Genomic DNA, 13,823 nt, shown 5'->3' on the forward strand with positions numbered 1-13,823 from the left:
CCTACCGCCATCTTCCGCAGGGACGACGCCGGCGCGGCGCGGGGTAACTCACTCCGGAAGAGGAATAAACTCTTCGCGATCACTCGGAACCGTCTCGAAACGGCCCGCCTTCCAGTCGGCCTTGGCGGCGCGGATGCGGTCTTCCGAGGACGAGACGAAGTTCCACCAGATGTGGCGCGGACCGTCCATCGGCTCTCCGCCGAGCAGCATCAATCGTGACATGGAATTCGCCAGCACGGAGATGCGGTCCCCGGGCCGGAACACGAGCAGCCGGCCGGCCCCGAACGTCTGCCCCGCCACGTCGATTTCGCCGGACACGATGAAGATCGCTCGCTCGTCGTAGTCGGGATCGAGGGGCAGGATGGCGCCCGGCGCGAGCGTCGCCTCGGCATAGAAACAATCGTGCGGAAACGCCGCCGGAGAACTCTGGCCGTAGAGCGAACCCATGATCAGCCGGATCGTCTTTCCCTCACCCGCGATGCGAGGAAGCGCGCCTGCGTCGTAGTGCGCGAATTGGGGCATCTCCTCTTCGTGCGATTTCGGCAGCGCCGCCCACGCCTGGATGCCGAACAACCGCGACGTATGGCTGCGATCCTCGACGCCCGACCGCTCGGAATGGACGATGCCCCGCCCGGCCGACATCAGGTTCAACTCGCCCGGCTTGATCAGAAGCTCGGTGCCGAGGCTGTCGCGATGCATCAGCCCGCCGTCGAAAAGATAGGTGACGGTCGCAAGCCCGATATGCGGATGCGGCCGCACATCGATGCCCTGGCCGACGAGAAACTCCGCCGGACCCATCTGGTCGAAAAAGATGAACGGCCCGACCATTTGCTTGCCGGCCGCAGGCAGCGCCCGGCGCACCTCGAACCCGCCGAGATCACGCGCACGGGGCACCACGACGTGCTCGATCGCGTCGCAGGCGCGCGCATCGCCCGGCTTGGGATCCTCGCAGGGTTGCCAGCTCATGTGCAGCTCTCCTTTAACGGGGCGGCAAACAGCGGAAGCGGCCATCGTCGCTGTCGAAACCGCGACGAACATCATTGTTGCGGGCCGCGAGATGAGGCAACAGATAAGAACGGCGCGTTGCCCGCCGCAAGCGGCCTTTATGACGCTGGACGATGACTGCACGACCGAGGACGCCCCACAATGCCCACGCCCGCAATACCTGCCAATGACACCTTCCAGGAAATCGACGCAGCCGCGGCAACGCTCGGCCTCACGATTGCACCGGAATGGAAGCCAAACGTCCTCATGTTCTTCGAGGTTGCACGCGGAATGGCGAAGATGATCGAGGCGACGGGCACGACCACCACCGAGGCCGCCCCGGTCTTCATGCCCCGCGCCGGCCGATGACCGCGACCCTACCGGCCAGCGCGTCCGATATCGCGCACGCCGTCTCCCGCGGCGAAGTTTCCGCTGCAGACATTGCCCGCGCCGCGCTCGCACGCATCGACGCGCGCGACGGCGAGATCGGCGCCTTTACGGACCTCACGCGCGAGCGTGCGCTCGCCGAGGCGAATGCCGTTGACGAGGCCCGCGCGCAGGGCGCGACGCTCGGCCCCCTCGCCGGCGTTCCCTATGCGGTGAAGAACCTCTACGGCATTGCCGGACTGTCGACACGCGCCGGCTCGAAGATCAGCGCGGGCGATCCCCCACAACAGCACGATGCCGTGCTGGTCGCCCGCATGAAAGCCGCCGGCGCCGTCCTGCTCGGTGCGCTCAACATGGGCGAATACGCCTACGACTTCACGGGCGAGAATGCGCACTACGGCCCGTCACGCAATCCGCTCGATACGACGCGCATGACCGGCGGATCGTCGGGCGGATCGGCGGCAGCGGTCGCGGCCGGTTTCGTGCCCGTTGCCCTCGGCTCCGATACCAACGGCTCGATCCGCGTTCCGGCAGCGTTCTGCGGCCTGTTCGGCCTGAAGCCCACCTATGGGCGCCTGCCGCGCACGGGCACCTTCCCGTTCTGCGACAGCCTCGACCACGTCGGCCCCTTCGCCACATCCACCGCCGACCTCGCGCGCACCTACGATGCGCTGCAAGGACACGACGCCTCCGATCCGGTTTGCGCGCAACGTCCAATCGAACCGGTGACGGGCGAAATCGCGAAGGGCCTCGACGGCCTGCGCATCGCCTCCGCGACCGGATATTTCCGCGCCGATGCCGAGCCCGGCGCTCTCGCCGCGCTTGCGCGTGCGGCCCAGGCGGCCGGCGCCGACGACGAGATTGAAATTCCAGGCGCCGCCGAAGCGCGCGCCGCCGCGTTCCTGATCACCAACGCCGAAGGCAGCGCGCTCCACCTCGCCAACCTGCGCCGCCGGCCCGCCGATTTCGACCCCGATACGCGCGACCGCTTTCTCGCCGGCGCCATGCTGCCCGCGAGCTGGTACGTCGCCGCGCAACGCTATCGTCGCGCCTTCCAAGGCACGATGGCAGCTCTTTTCGAGCGCTACGACGTGATCCTGGCGCCGTCCGCACCGTGCAGCGCCCCGCGCCTCGGCCAGAAGACGATCCATCTCGGCGGCCGCGATGTCCCGCTGCGCGCCAACATGGGCCTCTACACGCAGCCGATTTCGTTCGTCGGATTGCCCGTCGCGGCCGTGCCGGTCCGTACGGCGGGCGAACTGCCCTACGGCGTCCAGGTCATCGCGCGTCCCTGGCGCGAGGATCACTGCCTGCGCGTCGCAGCCGCCCTCGAAGCCGCCGGTCTCTAGCTCACCGGGCTCTAGCCCGTCGGCGCGGCGTGTCAGGCCGCCGCGCTGCGCACCTTGCGTAAGCTCGGCGACGCGGACGCGCCGAACGCTTGGCGAAACGCGCGCGAGAAATGTGCCTGGTCGGCGAAGCCCGCCGCGTGCGCCGCGTCCGTAAAATTGCTGCCGTCGATGATTTCCCCGATCGCGCGGCGCAAGCGCTGCCAGACGCGAAAACGTCGGAACGGCACGCCCACCTCGTCGGCAAAGAGATGCTGGAACCGCGACGACGACAGCCCGACGCGCGTCGCCGCGCACTGCGCGGTCGCATCCAGCCCGGTCTCGACTTCGAGGTCAGACAGAGCGTGCGCGATGCGCGGATCCATCGCGCGGCGCGCACGCGGCGCGGAATAGGCAAGCAGATCGTCGAGCGCCTCGGCGGCCCACGCAGCCCCGTTGCGCGCCTCGTAGATCTCGCGCAACGCCGCAACGATCGAACTCCCCCCCAACAGCGCACCCGACGTTTCGGTTGTCTTGGTGACGAACGGCGCGAGCGCATCGATGCGTCCCGCCTGCGGCTCGAGATAGAGCACGGCCAGCGGCTGGCCTTCGACATCGAATTCATAGCTCACGCCCGCAGGGATCGCAGCGGCCGCGCATCGCTGCCAAGGGCCGTCCCCGATGCGCAAGCGAAGGGCATCGTAGAGCCCCGCCAACAAGACAGGCACGCTGTGCGCATGCAGGGCGTTGTGGCCCAGCGCCCCCATGAACAGCGCGCGGCCCGGATCCAGATGCCAGATCGGCAGCAGCGTGCCCGGCAGATCCGGCCGATGCACAGCGTTCGCAGCACGTTCGTTCAAGCGCCTACTCCCGCTGCCCAATAGCGTCCCAACCGGATAGCAACTCGGAGATGCGACCTCAATGACCAAATCCGTCGATACGCCGAACCGGCGCACGGTCCTCTCGACCATGGCGGCCCTTACGGCGGCGCCGCTTGCCATGTCGTCGCTTTCAGGCTTCGCCCAAGGCGCAGCCGCTAAGCTCGGCGCGGCGCAGCCCCGTCACTGGCGCTACAAGATCGGCCAATTTGAGATGACGGTCATCTCGGATTCCGAAGCCTTCATCCCGGGCCCCTTCCCGATCATCGGCGCCAACGCGACCGAGGCGGAAGTGCAGGCGCTGATGCGGGAAAATCTCCTGCCCGAAACCAGCTACCAGGCGGGCTTCTCGCCGACGGTCATCAACACCGGGCGCGAGATCGTGCTTTTCGACACCGGCAACGGCGAGAACGGCTTCGTACCGCGCCCCGCTGGCGGCTGGCTCGCCGAAGGCATCGCGCCGGCCGGCATCAAACCGGAAGACGTCGATATCGTCGTCATCAGCCACGGCCACCCGGACCACATCGGCGGCGTCATGAACGGTGGCAAACCGCTGTTTCCCAACGCCCGCTACGCCATTGGGCAGATCGAGTACGACTACTGGGCCCCGGACGGCAAGCACACGGGCGAGCTCGAAAAGCTGGCCGCCGTTTTCCGCGCCAACACGAAGGGCCTCGCCGAACGCTTCACGTTCCTGAAGCCGGGCGAGGACGTCGTGCCCGGCATCACCGCCGTCGAAGCCTACGGCCACACGCCCGGCCACTTGAACTTCCGCATCGTGAGTGAGGGGAAGGAGATCTACTTCTGGGGCGATTGCGCCCATCACCAGGTCGCCTCGCTCGCGCGCCCCGACTGGCATTGCGTGTTCGACATCGACAAGGAGCAGGGCGCCGCCACCCGCAAGCGCGTCTACGACATGCTCGCGACCGAGCGCATTCCCGTCATCGGCTATCACATGCCGTTCCCGTCCATCGGCTACGTCGAGCGCGCAACGCCCGGCGTTTACCGCTGGCTCGCACACACCTATCAGCTCAACCTTTGACGCCCCCATCACGCGACGCCAGGAAGCAAACACGGGTGAGCGACCCGGCGTCGCCTTTGCGGCAGGCCCCTTGATCGACTAACGTCCCCCGGCCAAAGATCTGACCGGGCAAGCCACGCGCATGTCGCACGAACTGTCGTTCAAGACGTCGATGAACTTCGCTTACGGCGTCCCCTCGCCTGTCAGCCCCGGCATCGTGCGCCTCGTCGCCGAGAATCCGAGCCCGTTAACCTTCAAAGGCACGAATACGTACCTTGTCGGCATGACGGAACTTGCGGTGATCGATCCCGGCCCGGGCGATGCGGCACACCTCGACGCGATCCTGAAAGCGGCGGCAGGGCGGCCGATCCGCCAGATCATCGTCACCCACGCCCATCGCGATCACGTCGACGGCGCTGCCGCGCTCAAGGCATCGACGGGCGCGCCGATCCTCGGCTATGGCCGGGCGGATTTCGAGCCCGTCGGTCCCGACACGAAACCGCAGGGCTCCGAATTCATCGATTACATCTTTGAGCCGGACGCGACGCTGCGTGACGGCGATATCGTCGAAGGGCCGGAATGGCGTCTCGAGGCGCTGCATACGCCGGGCCATGCGCCCGATCACCTCTGCTTCGCTCTGCTCGGCCGCGGCGTGTTGTTCTCCGGCGATCACGTCATGGCCTGGAACACGACGCTGGTGGCCCCGCCCGAAGGCTCGATGGCCGACTACATCGCCTCGCTCGAGCGCCTGCTGGAGCGGAGCGAGACCGTCTATCTTCCGGGCCACGGCGCCCGTCTGGACGAGCCCCAGCGCACCGTCAAAGCCTATCTGCTGCACCGGCGGTGGCGCGAGGATTCGATCCTCGATGCGATCCGCGACGGCATCGGCACCATCACGGCCATCGTGCCCGTGGTCTATCCCACCATCGACCGCAGGCTGACGAGCGCGGCGGCGCTGTCCGTGCAGGCCCACGTCGAGCACCTGATCGAGCGCGGCCTGGTCACCTGCGACGACGTCATCTGCGACGGCCTCCCGACTTGGGACCGCCCTCTTTCGCCGGCTTAGCCGCCTTCCCGCCTTGCTGGCGGTCGTCTTTCGCGGCCGGCACGGTTGCATCGACGCGCGCGCGGATTTCCGTCATGAGCGCGCGGATCCGCTCTGCATTCCGCCCCATGTCGCCGCGGCCGAAACGCGACGCGGAGCGAATATCCACGCGGCTCGTCTCGTCGTTGCCCGACACCCGGATCGCGACATCGTCGAGAAAGCCCATGATCAGCGTCTTGTCGACGGCTTCCACGATGCCGGGCGTGCCCGCGTCCGCGTCGGGCGGATCTTCACGCGTGAGATCCATCTTGAGGCGCTTCACGGCGTCAACCACCAGCGCGTACGATTCCTCAGCCGAACGCGGGATCGTCATCGGCTGAATGTCGGGATAGGCCAGCGCCTGCGGCTCGCTCCATTTCGCCCGATTGTACTTCACGGAATTGTTGCCGGGACCACGCAGGCGAACCGCCGCCGTCAGCGCCGGCGGATTGGCAGCGTCTGTCGTGATGTCTGACAGCATCGGGAACGACCGCAGCCACACCTGATAGAACATCGGCAGCGACAGCAGCGCCAGGCTGAGGCAGACGGCGAACAGCACGCGCGACGTCCCCGGCCGTCCGGTGCTCCAGATCGTCATCGCCGCGAAAACGGCGCACGCGATCGAGCCCGCGGCAATCGCGAGCGTGACCAGCACGAGATTGAACGCCACCGGCGTATCCATCCCGAACAGCCGGTGCAGAAACGCGGTGGCGACGATCAACCCGAACGCGAACAGCGCCGCGCGCGTCGCCCATCGGCTCGACGCCGGCTCTCTTTCCGGAACAGCAAGCATAAAACTTCGAGTTCCTTGCCTGAATGACGGACTCGGCCAAGGATAACGCCGGAATTGGACGAAGAGTAGCGCCGCGTATCGCCGCTCCCATGAAGCGGCGCCCCCGCCGTTTGCAAGCCCGCCCTGTTTGCGAGCCCGCCTTGTTGCCAGAATGCGTTCGACCCCAGGAGGAGAGCCGCGTGACCGCCCGTCTCCACACTCCACGTAGCGCTGCGCCGCGCCTTGGCCCCGCCGTGATCGCCGCGGTCCTCGCCGTGTCCTTTGCGGCCATAGGCGGCGCCGGATCGGCCCAGGCGGCCGACGGGCTGACCATCGCCATTCTCGATCTTGCCGAAGTCCCGGACCTCGCGCCTCCCAAACCCTTGCGCGCCGAGCCGTCGGCCTGGCGCACGTCCTTCGGCTCCGAGCGCAAAAACGCACCCAACGTGAAACCCGCCTCACCGGATAGCCCCCTCGAGGCCATCGCGAACGCCGACGCGGTGTTGATCCAAGGCGTGCACGCAGCCGCCAAGCTGCGGCGGCTGTTTCCGCCGCGCACCTGGCGCCTGATCGTCTCGCGCGGCTTGGCCGATGCATCGCGCGCCGCGAACATCGGCGCCGGAACAACGACGACCGCAATCGCCATCAAGGCCCGCCCCGAATTGCGCGTCACGGCGCGCACGGCCGGCTTTCGCCTCGAAGCACCTGACGCTCAAGCGCCGCCAGGCGCACCACAGACCACCGCGACCGCCGTCAGGCTGGTCGATGCCGGCCGCGCGATCTGGCTCGCGTCGGTCGCGTTTCCTGTGGGCTGCAGCGAAGCGAGCGACTGCCCGGCCCGCCAGCAGCTCAATACGTGGCGCGAAACGAAACGCGGCGATGGCGAGCTGACGGTCATCGGCGGCCGTACGCAGGTGGAGCATGCCGCGCCCGCGCCAACCGCCGAAAACGCACCCCCGTGCGCCGCGCACGGCATCGACGCCGACTCGCCCTGGCAACGAGTTCCGCTTCCGTCCGCTGAAAACCCTCAGAAATCGGCTTCCGGTTGCATCGCCATGATCCGTTTGGACGGGCCGTCCGCGGTGCGATGACACCCCCGGCTGCGATTTACAATGTTTACAAGCACCCGCTATAACTCCGGGCAAACAGCCACCGGCGCTCACATTTTATGGCCTTTCGCTTCAAACTCGACGAACCGATCGAGAAAGGCTTCCGTCGTATCGGGGCCGAGCAGATCGAGCGTGCACGCCGTCAGGTGGCGTCCGCCGCCGATCCCGTCGCTGAAATTCACGAAGCACGCAAATGCTTGAAGCGCACGCGCGCCCTTCTTCGGCTGGCGCGCGAAGGATTGGGAGAGCCGGTCTTTCAAACCGAGAATGCGCGCTTCCGCAACATCTCGGCGCATCTCGCCCCCGCCCGCGACGATCATGTGATGCGCGAGACAATTCTGAAACTCGCGGCCGACGCGCCTCCAGCTTCTCAGCGGGCGATCCATCGGTTGCGGGTCGCGGTCCTCGCCGAACTCGCAGATCCGCCCGCGCCGGATCGCGATCGCGCGCTCGCCGAGCTCGACCGCGCCGTGAGCCGGTTTCAGCGCCTCAAGATCAAACCGGACGAATTCCAAACGCTCGAGCGCGGCCTCTCCCGTAGCTACCGCCGTGGCGCCCGATATTTCGCGGCGGCCTATCGAGACAACGCCGACGAAAGCTTCCACGACTGGCGCAAGGGCGTGCAGAGCTACTGGCGTCACATGGCGCTGCTGTCGCGCGCTTGGCCCGAACACTTCGATGCGGGTGTCGGCATCGCGCGCCAGCTCTCGCAAATTCTCGGCAACGACCACGATCTCGCAATCCTGAAGCACCGCCTGCCCGCTTTAGCCCTCGACGCGCTGACGCCGGAAGAGCGAACATCGATCGCGGATATGATCGGCGAACGCCAGGAGCTGTTGCGGCGCGCGGCCCGCCCTCGGGGGGACATGATCTTCTCCGAGCGGCCGAAGGCGTTCGCCCGGCGTATCGCCGCCATCTGGTCCTCGGCCGCAGCCAAGGGCCATGCAGACGAAGCCCTCGACGCGGCGCACAAGCTGGACGAAGAGACGCGCGAGTCCCTCGCCGGGGAATGATCCAAGCCCCCTCCCGCGACGTTTGAAACCCTCGTGACGCCCCGAGGGCTTGCCAGCACTGGCGGAAGCGCGCAACTAAGGCACAAACGGCCGGACGCGGCCGCACGGAGATCACCTAAGGATGTCGACCCCACGAGACCGCCAGGCGGACCGCGGCCATTGGCCGAAGGACCATCCCGATATTGCGCACGGCAAAGTCGGCGTTCTGCTGCTCAACCTCGGCACGCCGGACGGTACGGACTACTGGTCCATGCGCCGCTACCTCAAGGAATTCCTGTCGGACGAGCGCGTCATCGAGGAGCCGAAATGGAAGTGGTGGCCGATCCTCAACCTCATCATCCTGACGGTGCGCCCCGGCCGCAAGGGCCGCGACTACGCCACCATCTGGAACAACGAGCGCGACGAAGGCCCGCTGAAAACGATCACGCGCGCGCAAGCCGAAAAGCTCGCCTCCCGCCTCGCGTCCTCGCCGCACGTGATCGTCGACTGGGCCATGCGTTACGCCAACCCGTCGACGGAAAGCCGGCTCGAGGCGCTCGTCGCCGCCGGCTGCGAACGCATCCTCCTGCTGCCGCTCTATCCGCAGTATGCCGCCGCCACCACGGCGACGGCCGCCGATCATGCGTTCCGCGCCCTCATGAAAATGCGGTGGCAGCCCGCCGTTCGCGTCGCCCCCGCCTATCACGATGACCCGGCGTACATCGCGGCCCTCGCCGCATCGATGCGCGAAAGCCTCGCCAAGCTCGACTTCGAGCCCGAGCGCATCATCGCCACCTTCCACGGCATGCCGCAGAAATATTTCGCCAAGGGCGACCCCTACCACTGCCACTGCCAGAAGACGTCGCGCCTGCTGCGTGACGCCCTCGGCTGGCCCGCGGAACGCTGGCTGACGACCTTCCAGTCGCGCTTCGGCAACGATCCTTGGCTGCAGCCCTATACCGACAAGACCGTCGAACGGCTGGCCGCCGAAGGCGTTAAGAAACTCGCTCTCGTCGCACCGGGCTTCTCCGCCGATTGCCTCGAAACGCTTGAGGAGCTGGACGGCGAGAACCGGCACATCTTCGAAGGCGGCGGCGGCGAGAAGTTCGCCTATCTCCCCGCACTCAACGACAGCGAGCATGGCATCGACGTCATCGAGGCCGTCGTGCGGCGCGAGCTTTCGGGTTGGCTATAGAATTCCAATCCGTCAATTCCCTAGGAAACTGAGTAAGGATCCCATCATGTGATCGCTGACGGCGCCATGATTCATCCTTAGAGTGCGGCGACAATGCAGTACTCTGACCGACAGGGTGCAACGGCGTTTCGGGAAAGGTCTCAAGATGGGCGGTTTTGAAGTCTTCGGTCTGGTGCTGATCGTGCTGGCCGCGGCCGTGCTCTGGTCGACGGTCAAGGTCGTCCCCCAGGGCTACAACTACACGATTGAAAGCTTCGGACGGTTCACGCGAACCCTGCAGCCCGGCCTTCACTTCCTCATTCCCATCGTCGAGCGCGTCGGCCATCACGTCAACGTCAAGGAACAGGTGATCGACATTCCGAGCCAGGATGTCATCACGCTCGACAACGCCATGGTGCGCGTCGACGGCGTCGCCTTCTTCCAGGTTTTGAATGCCGCCAAGTCGGCCTACGAGGTCGACAACCTGGAGCACGCCACCATCAACCTAACGATGACGAACATTCGTACCGTCATGGGCTCGATGGCGCTCGACGAACTGCTCTCCAATCGCGACAAGATCAATTCCCAGCTTCTGCACGTCGTCGACGCCGCGACGGAATCCTGGGGCGTCAAGGTCACCCGCATCGAGATCAAGGACATCGCCCCGCCGCGCGACCTGATCGACAGCATGGCCCGCCAGATGAAGGCCGAGCGCGAGAAGCGCGCCCAGATCCTGGAAAGCGAAGGCCTGCGGGCCGCCGCGATTCTGAAAGCCGAAGGCGCCAAGCAGGCCGTCGTGCTCGAGGCCGAGGGCCGCCGCGAAGCCGCCTTCAAGGACGCCGAAGCTCGCGAACGCGCCGCCGAAGCCGAAGCCAAGGCAACCGAACTCGTCTCCACCGCCATCGCCAACGGCAGCGTGCAGGCGATCAACTACTTCGTCGCCAACAACTACGTGAAGGCGCTCGAAGCGCTCGCCTCTGCGCCGAACGCGAAGGTGATCCTGATGCCGCTCGAAGCCTCGTCGGTCATCGGCTCGCTCGCGGGCCTCGCCCAGATCACGGGCGAAGCGTTCGGCACGCAAGGCGCCCCCGCGACGCACACCCGCGGTAGCACCAGCGTTCCCACGTCGAAGTCTTAAGACAGCCGGAGCCTGAACATGTCCGTCCTCACCGACTTCTTCGCCGGTTTCGGCCATTGGAACTGGTTCATCTTCGGGCTGTTTCTGATGGCCCTCGAGACGATCGTTCCGGGCGTTCACTTTCTGTGGTTCGGCCTCTCCGCCGTCATCGTCGGCCTGGTGTTGTCCGCCGGACTTGCGATGGGCCTCGGCGAGGCGTTGAGCCTGCCGTGGCAGCTCGTGATGTTCGCGATCATTTCCGTTGCCACCGTGTTTGGCGTGCGCCGCTTTGCCAATGCGCAGGGCGTGGAAAGCGCCGAAAAGGATCTCAACCAGCGCAGCGCGCAGTACTTCGGCCGCGTCGTCGTCGTCGAGGAGGAGATCACCGGCGGCCGTGGCCGCGTGCGCGTCGGCGACACGCTCTGGCCTGCGTCCGGCTCGGATACGCCCAAGGGTGCGCGCGTGCGCATCACGGGCGCCAACGGCACCGTCTTCGTCGTCGAGCCCGCCTGACCTGCCTACTGCCTACTGCCTACTGCCTACTGCCTACTGCCCCTACTGCCCCTACTGCCTAACCCGCCCCCGTTGCCGGCTGCCTGCTGCCCGCTGCCCGCTGCCCACTTAACAGCTCCTTAACCGCCCCTCCCTAGTGTCGATCCATGCGACGGCCCGTGTTCCGGGTCGCGGTGGTGTGCGTTCGCGTGTGGAATTTCCTCATGAGGGCGCCACGTGACCGTGGTCTGGCGACTTGGTTTGATCCTGTTCGGCTTTGCGGCAGCCACGCTGACCGCAGCGCTTTTTGACGTGTCGAGCGCCGCCGCTCAATCCACCGAACCCTCCTCGCGCAGCGCCGCATCATCCTCATCTTCGAGCGCACCGGCTCCGCAGCGCGCCGACTCCCAATCCGCGACGCGCGCCCGCCCCTCGCCGTCCGCCGACGAGCAGGCCGGCGCCTATGAAACGCAGGCCAAGCGTCCGCGCCGCCCAGGCCAGAACCTCTACTCGGATCCCGACTCCGACGAACAGTCCGAGGACAGCGGAGCCGAAGCCCCCGACCAGGAGAGCAACGACCCCACCAACTCGGCCAGCGGCGATCCGGTCGACGGCGAACCGTCCCAGCCGCAGGACGGGATCATCACCGAAGACGGCGTGATCGACCTCAGCGAGCCGCAATCTCCCGACGACGGCGGCGACCCCAACCGCGACACGCGTCCACTCGAAGATGTGGACGTCTTCGCCAATCCCCCGGCCGGCTACGACCCGCTGCTGTTCCAGGTCGAAGACCTCGATCCGATCGAGAACGATCGCCGCCCGGCGCGCCTCGCGCGTTTCGAGCCCTACGATCCCGTCGGCATCAAGATCGGCAGCTTCGTCTTCTTTCCGGAGATCGAGATCGGCGGGCTCACAACCAACAACGTGCTGGATTCGCCCGTCCCGAATTCCGACATCGCCGCCGAGATCCGTTCCACCTCGCGCCTCGTCTCGAACTGGTCCCGCCACGCCCTCGAGCTGCGCAGCACGACGTTCACGACCTTCCACGACGATTTCCCGAGCGAGGACGATCGCGCCTGGGGCCTCGAAGCGCGCGGCCGCCTCGACATCTCGCGGCGCACCAACGTGCAAGGCATCGCCTCGCACGACCTCAGCCAGGAATCGCGTTCCGACATCGACGCGAGCGACATCGGCGAGCGCGCCGACGTGACGGTCGACCGGGCGGAGGTGGCGGTGAACCACCGCTTCAATCGACTATCCGTCCAATTGAGAGGCGCCGTCTCGGACACCACCTATTCCGACACGAACGGCGCCAGCAACGCCGACCGCGATACGCTTCAGACCACGCAGACCGGACGCGCCACTTGGGAATTCAAGCCGACGCTCTCGGCCTTCGCCGAACAGGAATTCAACCAGCGCGATAAGCATGCGGTGCCGGCCGACGGCATCTCGCGCGCGTCCGAGGGAACGCGCACGCGCGTCGGCCTCGATTTCGGAGCCACCGGAGCCATCCTGCGCGGCACCATCGGCGTCGGCTACGGTAATCAAAACCCGGACGACAGCCGCTTGAAAGAGGTCGACGCCTTCCTGTTCGACGCCAATCTCGCCTGGCGGCCGAGCGAGATCACGTCGTTCCTGCTCACGGCCCAGAGCGACATCTACGAAACCACGACCGAGCTGTCCGGAGGTGTGATCTCGCACCGCGTCGGCCTCGAAGCACGCCACGCGTTCCGCCGCTATCTGATTGCAACGGCGGGCCTCACCTACACCCACTACGACTATGACTCGACGACCGTCCGTGAGAACGAGCTGATTTCGTATCTCGGCGCGGAATACTTCGCGAGCCCGGAGCTGGTGCTGTTCGCGCGCTACCAGCACCTCAACTTTGACTCAAACGAAGTCAATCGTGACTACGAAAGCGACGAGGTTCGCGTCGGTGCCCGGCTTCGCCGGTAGCAAATGACGCTTCGCCGGTAGCAAGCCAGCATCCGCAAATAGCGGCAAGCCGCCGAAATAACGCAAACTTGTCCGACGCTTTACTTATGCTCAGGCGGAGCGTTGCGTCCGCCCACGGGCGGTTTAGATTGGGCATTCGATTGATTCGCTTGAGGATTCGAGCGCATGCCGACACCCGATCGCACATTTGAACGCAGGGAGCCTGCCATGTCCGACCGTACTCAGTTCGCCGTTGGCAACCGCAAGGTCGCTATGATGCCGCGCGTCATGAAACGCTCGCTGCATGTCGCCATGGCCGCGCTGCTGACGGCAGCCGTCGTGCTGTTCGTCATGATGATCAACGGCTTCCTGGTCGGCCGCAGCGGCTCGCTCGGCGGCATCGACGTCTGGCTCGCCTTCATCAAGCGCAGCGACATCATCGGCACGATCATCCTGACCGCGCTCGTCACGACCGCCTTCCTCTATTGGCAGCGCGACAAGGAACGGCGCTAGTCCGCAGGACGGCTCCGCGCGCGCTCTCCAAAAGGAAAGA

Annotated in this window: 14 protein-coding genes; 11 read left to right on the forward strand and 3 right to left on the reverse strand. The window is 66.3% G+C overall.

Going from position 1 to position 13,823, the window contains the following annotated elements:
- Positions 1 to 48: 48 nt before the first annotated feature.
- Positions 49 to 966 (reverse strand): pirin family protein, encoded by a 918-nt coding sequence (locus ACTIFK_RS03105; protein ID WP_439541586.1) that lies wholly within the window; start codon positions 964 to 966, stop codon positions 49 to 51.
- 180 nt (positions 967 to 1,146) lie between these two features.
- Between ACTIFK_RS03105 and ACTIFK_RS03110 the strand changes: the two genes are divergently transcribed.
- Both ACTIFK_RS03110 and ACTIFK_RS03115 read left to right on the forward strand, forming a co-directional pair.
- Positions 1,147 to 1,353 carry a DUF4089 domain-containing protein gene (locus ACTIFK_RS03110; protein WP_439541587.1) on the forward strand — a complete coding sequence of 69 codons (207 nt, stop codon included), beginning with the start codon at positions 1,147 to 1,149 and terminating at the stop codon, positions 1,351 to 1,353.
- Complete coding sequence (locus tag ACTIFK_RS03115) at positions 1,350 to 2,720, forward strand: AtzE family amidohydrolase (protein WP_439541588.1); 1,371 nt, start codon at positions 1,350 to 1,352, stop codon at positions 2,718 to 2,720. The genes ACTIFK_RS03110 and ACTIFK_RS03115 overlap by 4 nt, the downstream gene beginning before the upstream one ends.
- Before the next feature lie 32 nt (positions 2,721 to 2,752).
- Here the strand turns inward: ACTIFK_RS03115 and ACTIFK_RS03120 are convergent, their stop codons facing one another.
- The gene (locus ACTIFK_RS03120; RefSeq protein WP_439541589.1) at positions 2,753 to 3,556 is read right to left on the reverse strand and encodes a helix-turn-helix domain-containing protein; all 804 of its coding nucleotides are present in this window, start codon (positions 3,554 to 3,556) and stop codon (positions 2,753 to 2,755) included.
- A 61-nt stretch (positions 3,557 to 3,617) separates the two neighbouring features.
- On the opposite strand from ACTIFK_RS03120, the gene ACTIFK_RS03125 reads away from it, so the two are divergent.
- Together ACTIFK_RS03125 and ACTIFK_RS03130 are read left to right on the forward strand one after the other, a co-directional pair.
- Positions 3,618 to 4,616, forward strand: a complete 999-nt coding sequence (locus ACTIFK_RS03125; protein ID WP_439541590.1) for an MBL fold metallo-hydrolase — start codon at positions 3,618 to 3,620, stop codon at positions 4,614 to 4,616.
- A gap of 121 nt (positions 4,617 to 4,737) precedes the next feature.
- Positions 4,738 to 5,661, forward strand: a complete 924-nt coding sequence (locus ACTIFK_RS03130; protein WP_439541591.1) for an MBL fold metallo-hydrolase — start codon at positions 4,738 to 4,740, stop codon at positions 5,659 to 5,661.
- On the opposite strand, the gene ACTIFK_RS03135 is transcribed toward ACTIFK_RS03130, so the two are convergent.
- Positions 5,612 to 6,472: a DUF1499 domain-containing protein gene (locus ACTIFK_RS03135; protein WP_439541592.1), complete on the reverse strand. Its 861-nt coding sequence runs from the start codon at positions 6,470 to 6,472 to the stop codon at positions 5,612 to 5,614. The two genes, ACTIFK_RS03130 and ACTIFK_RS03135, sit on opposite strands and share 50 nt — an antisense overlap.
- Positions 6,473 to 6,651: 179 nt before the next feature.
- Here ACTIFK_RS03135 and ACTIFK_RS03140 point away from each other — a divergent pair, with 179 nt between their 5' ends.
- The 7 genes from ACTIFK_RS03140 to ACTIFK_RS03170 all read left to right on the forward strand — a co-directional run bounded on the left by ACTIFK_RS03140 (position 6,652) and on the right by ACTIFK_RS03170 (position 13,783).
- Entirely contained in the window at positions 6,652 to 7,542 is an 891-nt protein-coding gene (locus ACTIFK_RS03140) for a hypothetical protein (RefSeq protein ID WP_439541593.1), read from the forward strand.
- 77 nt (positions 7,543 to 7,619) lie between these two features.
- The gene (locus ACTIFK_RS03145) at positions 7,620 to 8,573 is read left to right on the forward strand and encodes a CHAD domain-containing protein (RefSeq protein ID WP_439541594.1); all 954 of its coding nucleotides are present in this window, start codon (positions 7,620 to 7,622) and stop codon (positions 8,571 to 8,573) included.
- A 121-nt stretch (positions 8,574 to 8,694) separates the two neighbouring features.
- The gene (hemH, locus tag ACTIFK_RS03150; protein ID WP_439541595.1) at positions 8,695 to 9,747 is read left to right on the forward strand and encodes a ferrochelatase; all 1,053 of its coding nucleotides are present in this window, start codon (positions 8,695 to 8,697) and stop codon (positions 9,745 to 9,747) included.
- A 145-nt stretch (positions 9,748 to 9,892) separates the two neighbouring features.
- Positions 9,893 to 10,864: an SPFH domain-containing protein gene (locus tag ACTIFK_RS03155; protein ID WP_439541596.1), complete on the forward strand. Its 972-nt coding sequence runs from the start codon at positions 9,893 to 9,895 to the stop codon at positions 10,862 to 10,864.
- Positions 10,865 to 10,882: 18 nt separating this feature from the next.
- Positions 10,883 to 11,356 (forward strand): NfeD family protein, encoded by a 474-nt coding sequence (locus tag ACTIFK_RS03160; protein ID WP_439541597.1) that lies wholly within the window; start codon positions 10,883 to 10,885, stop codon positions 11,354 to 11,356.
- 216 nt (positions 11,357 to 11,572) lie between these two features.
- Positions 11,573 to 13,291, forward strand: a complete 1,719-nt coding sequence (locus ACTIFK_RS03165) for an outer membrane beta-barrel protein (RefSeq protein WP_439541598.1) — start codon at positions 11,573 to 11,575, stop codon at positions 13,289 to 13,291.
- A 207-nt stretch (positions 13,292 to 13,498) separates the two neighbouring features.
- A complete protein-coding gene (locus tag ACTIFK_RS03170) occupies positions 13,499 to 13,783 on the forward strand; it encodes a hypothetical protein (protein ID WP_439541599.1) in 285 nt (94 codons plus the stop codon).
- Positions 13,784 to 13,823: the final 40 nt, after the last annotated feature.

Source organism: Hyphomicrobium sp. (assembly GCF_051860585.1).
In the GTDB taxonomy this organism is placed as follows: Bacteria; Pseudomonadota; Alphaproteobacteria; order Rhizobiales; family Hyphomicrobiaceae; genus Hyphomicrobium_C.

Excerpts from the sequence above, each read along its gene's own strand:
- ACTIFK_RS03105 (WP_439541586.1), bottom strand. The coding sequence starts at position 966 with ATGAGCTGGCAACCCTGCGAGGATCCCAAGCCGGGCGATGCGCGCGCC.
- ACTIFK_RS03110 (WP_439541587.1), top strand. The coding sequence starts at position 1,147 with ATGCCCACGCCCGCAATACCTGCCAATGACACCTTCCAGGAAATCGAC.
- ACTIFK_RS03115 (WP_439541588.1), top strand. The coding sequence starts at position 1,350 with ATGACCGCGACCCTACCGGCCAGCGCGTCCGATATCGCGCACGCCGTC.
- ACTIFK_RS03125 (WP_439541590.1), top strand. The coding sequence starts at position 3,618 with ATGACCAAATCCGTCGATACGCCGAACCGGCGCACGGTCCTCTCGACC.
- ACTIFK_RS03130 (WP_439541591.1), top strand. The coding sequence starts at position 4,738 with ATGTCGCACGAACTGTCGTTCAAGACGTCGATGAACTTCGCTTACGGC.
- ACTIFK_RS03135 (WP_439541592.1), bottom strand. The coding sequence starts at position 6,472 with ATGCTTGCTGTTCCGGAAAGAGAGCCGGCGTCGAGCCGATGGGCGACG.
- ACTIFK_RS03145 (WP_439541594.1), top strand. The coding sequence starts at position 7,620 with ATGGCCTTTCGCTTCAAACTCGACGAACCGATCGAGAAAGGCTTCCGT.
- hemH (WP_439541595.1), top strand. The coding sequence starts at position 8,695 with ATGTCGACCCCACGAGACCGCCAGGCGGACCGCGGCCATTGGCCGAAG.
- ACTIFK_RS03155 (WP_439541596.1), top strand. The coding sequence starts at position 9,893 with ATGGGCGGTTTTGAAGTCTTCGGTCTGGTGCTGATCGTGCTGGCCGCG.
- ACTIFK_RS03160 (WP_439541597.1), top strand. The coding sequence starts at position 10,883 with ATGTCCGTCCTCACCGACTTCTTCGCCGGTTTCGGCCATTGGAACTGG.
- ACTIFK_RS03170 (WP_439541599.1), top strand. The coding sequence starts at position 13,499 with ATGTCCGACCGTACTCAGTTCGCCGTTGGCAACCGCAAGGTCGCTATG.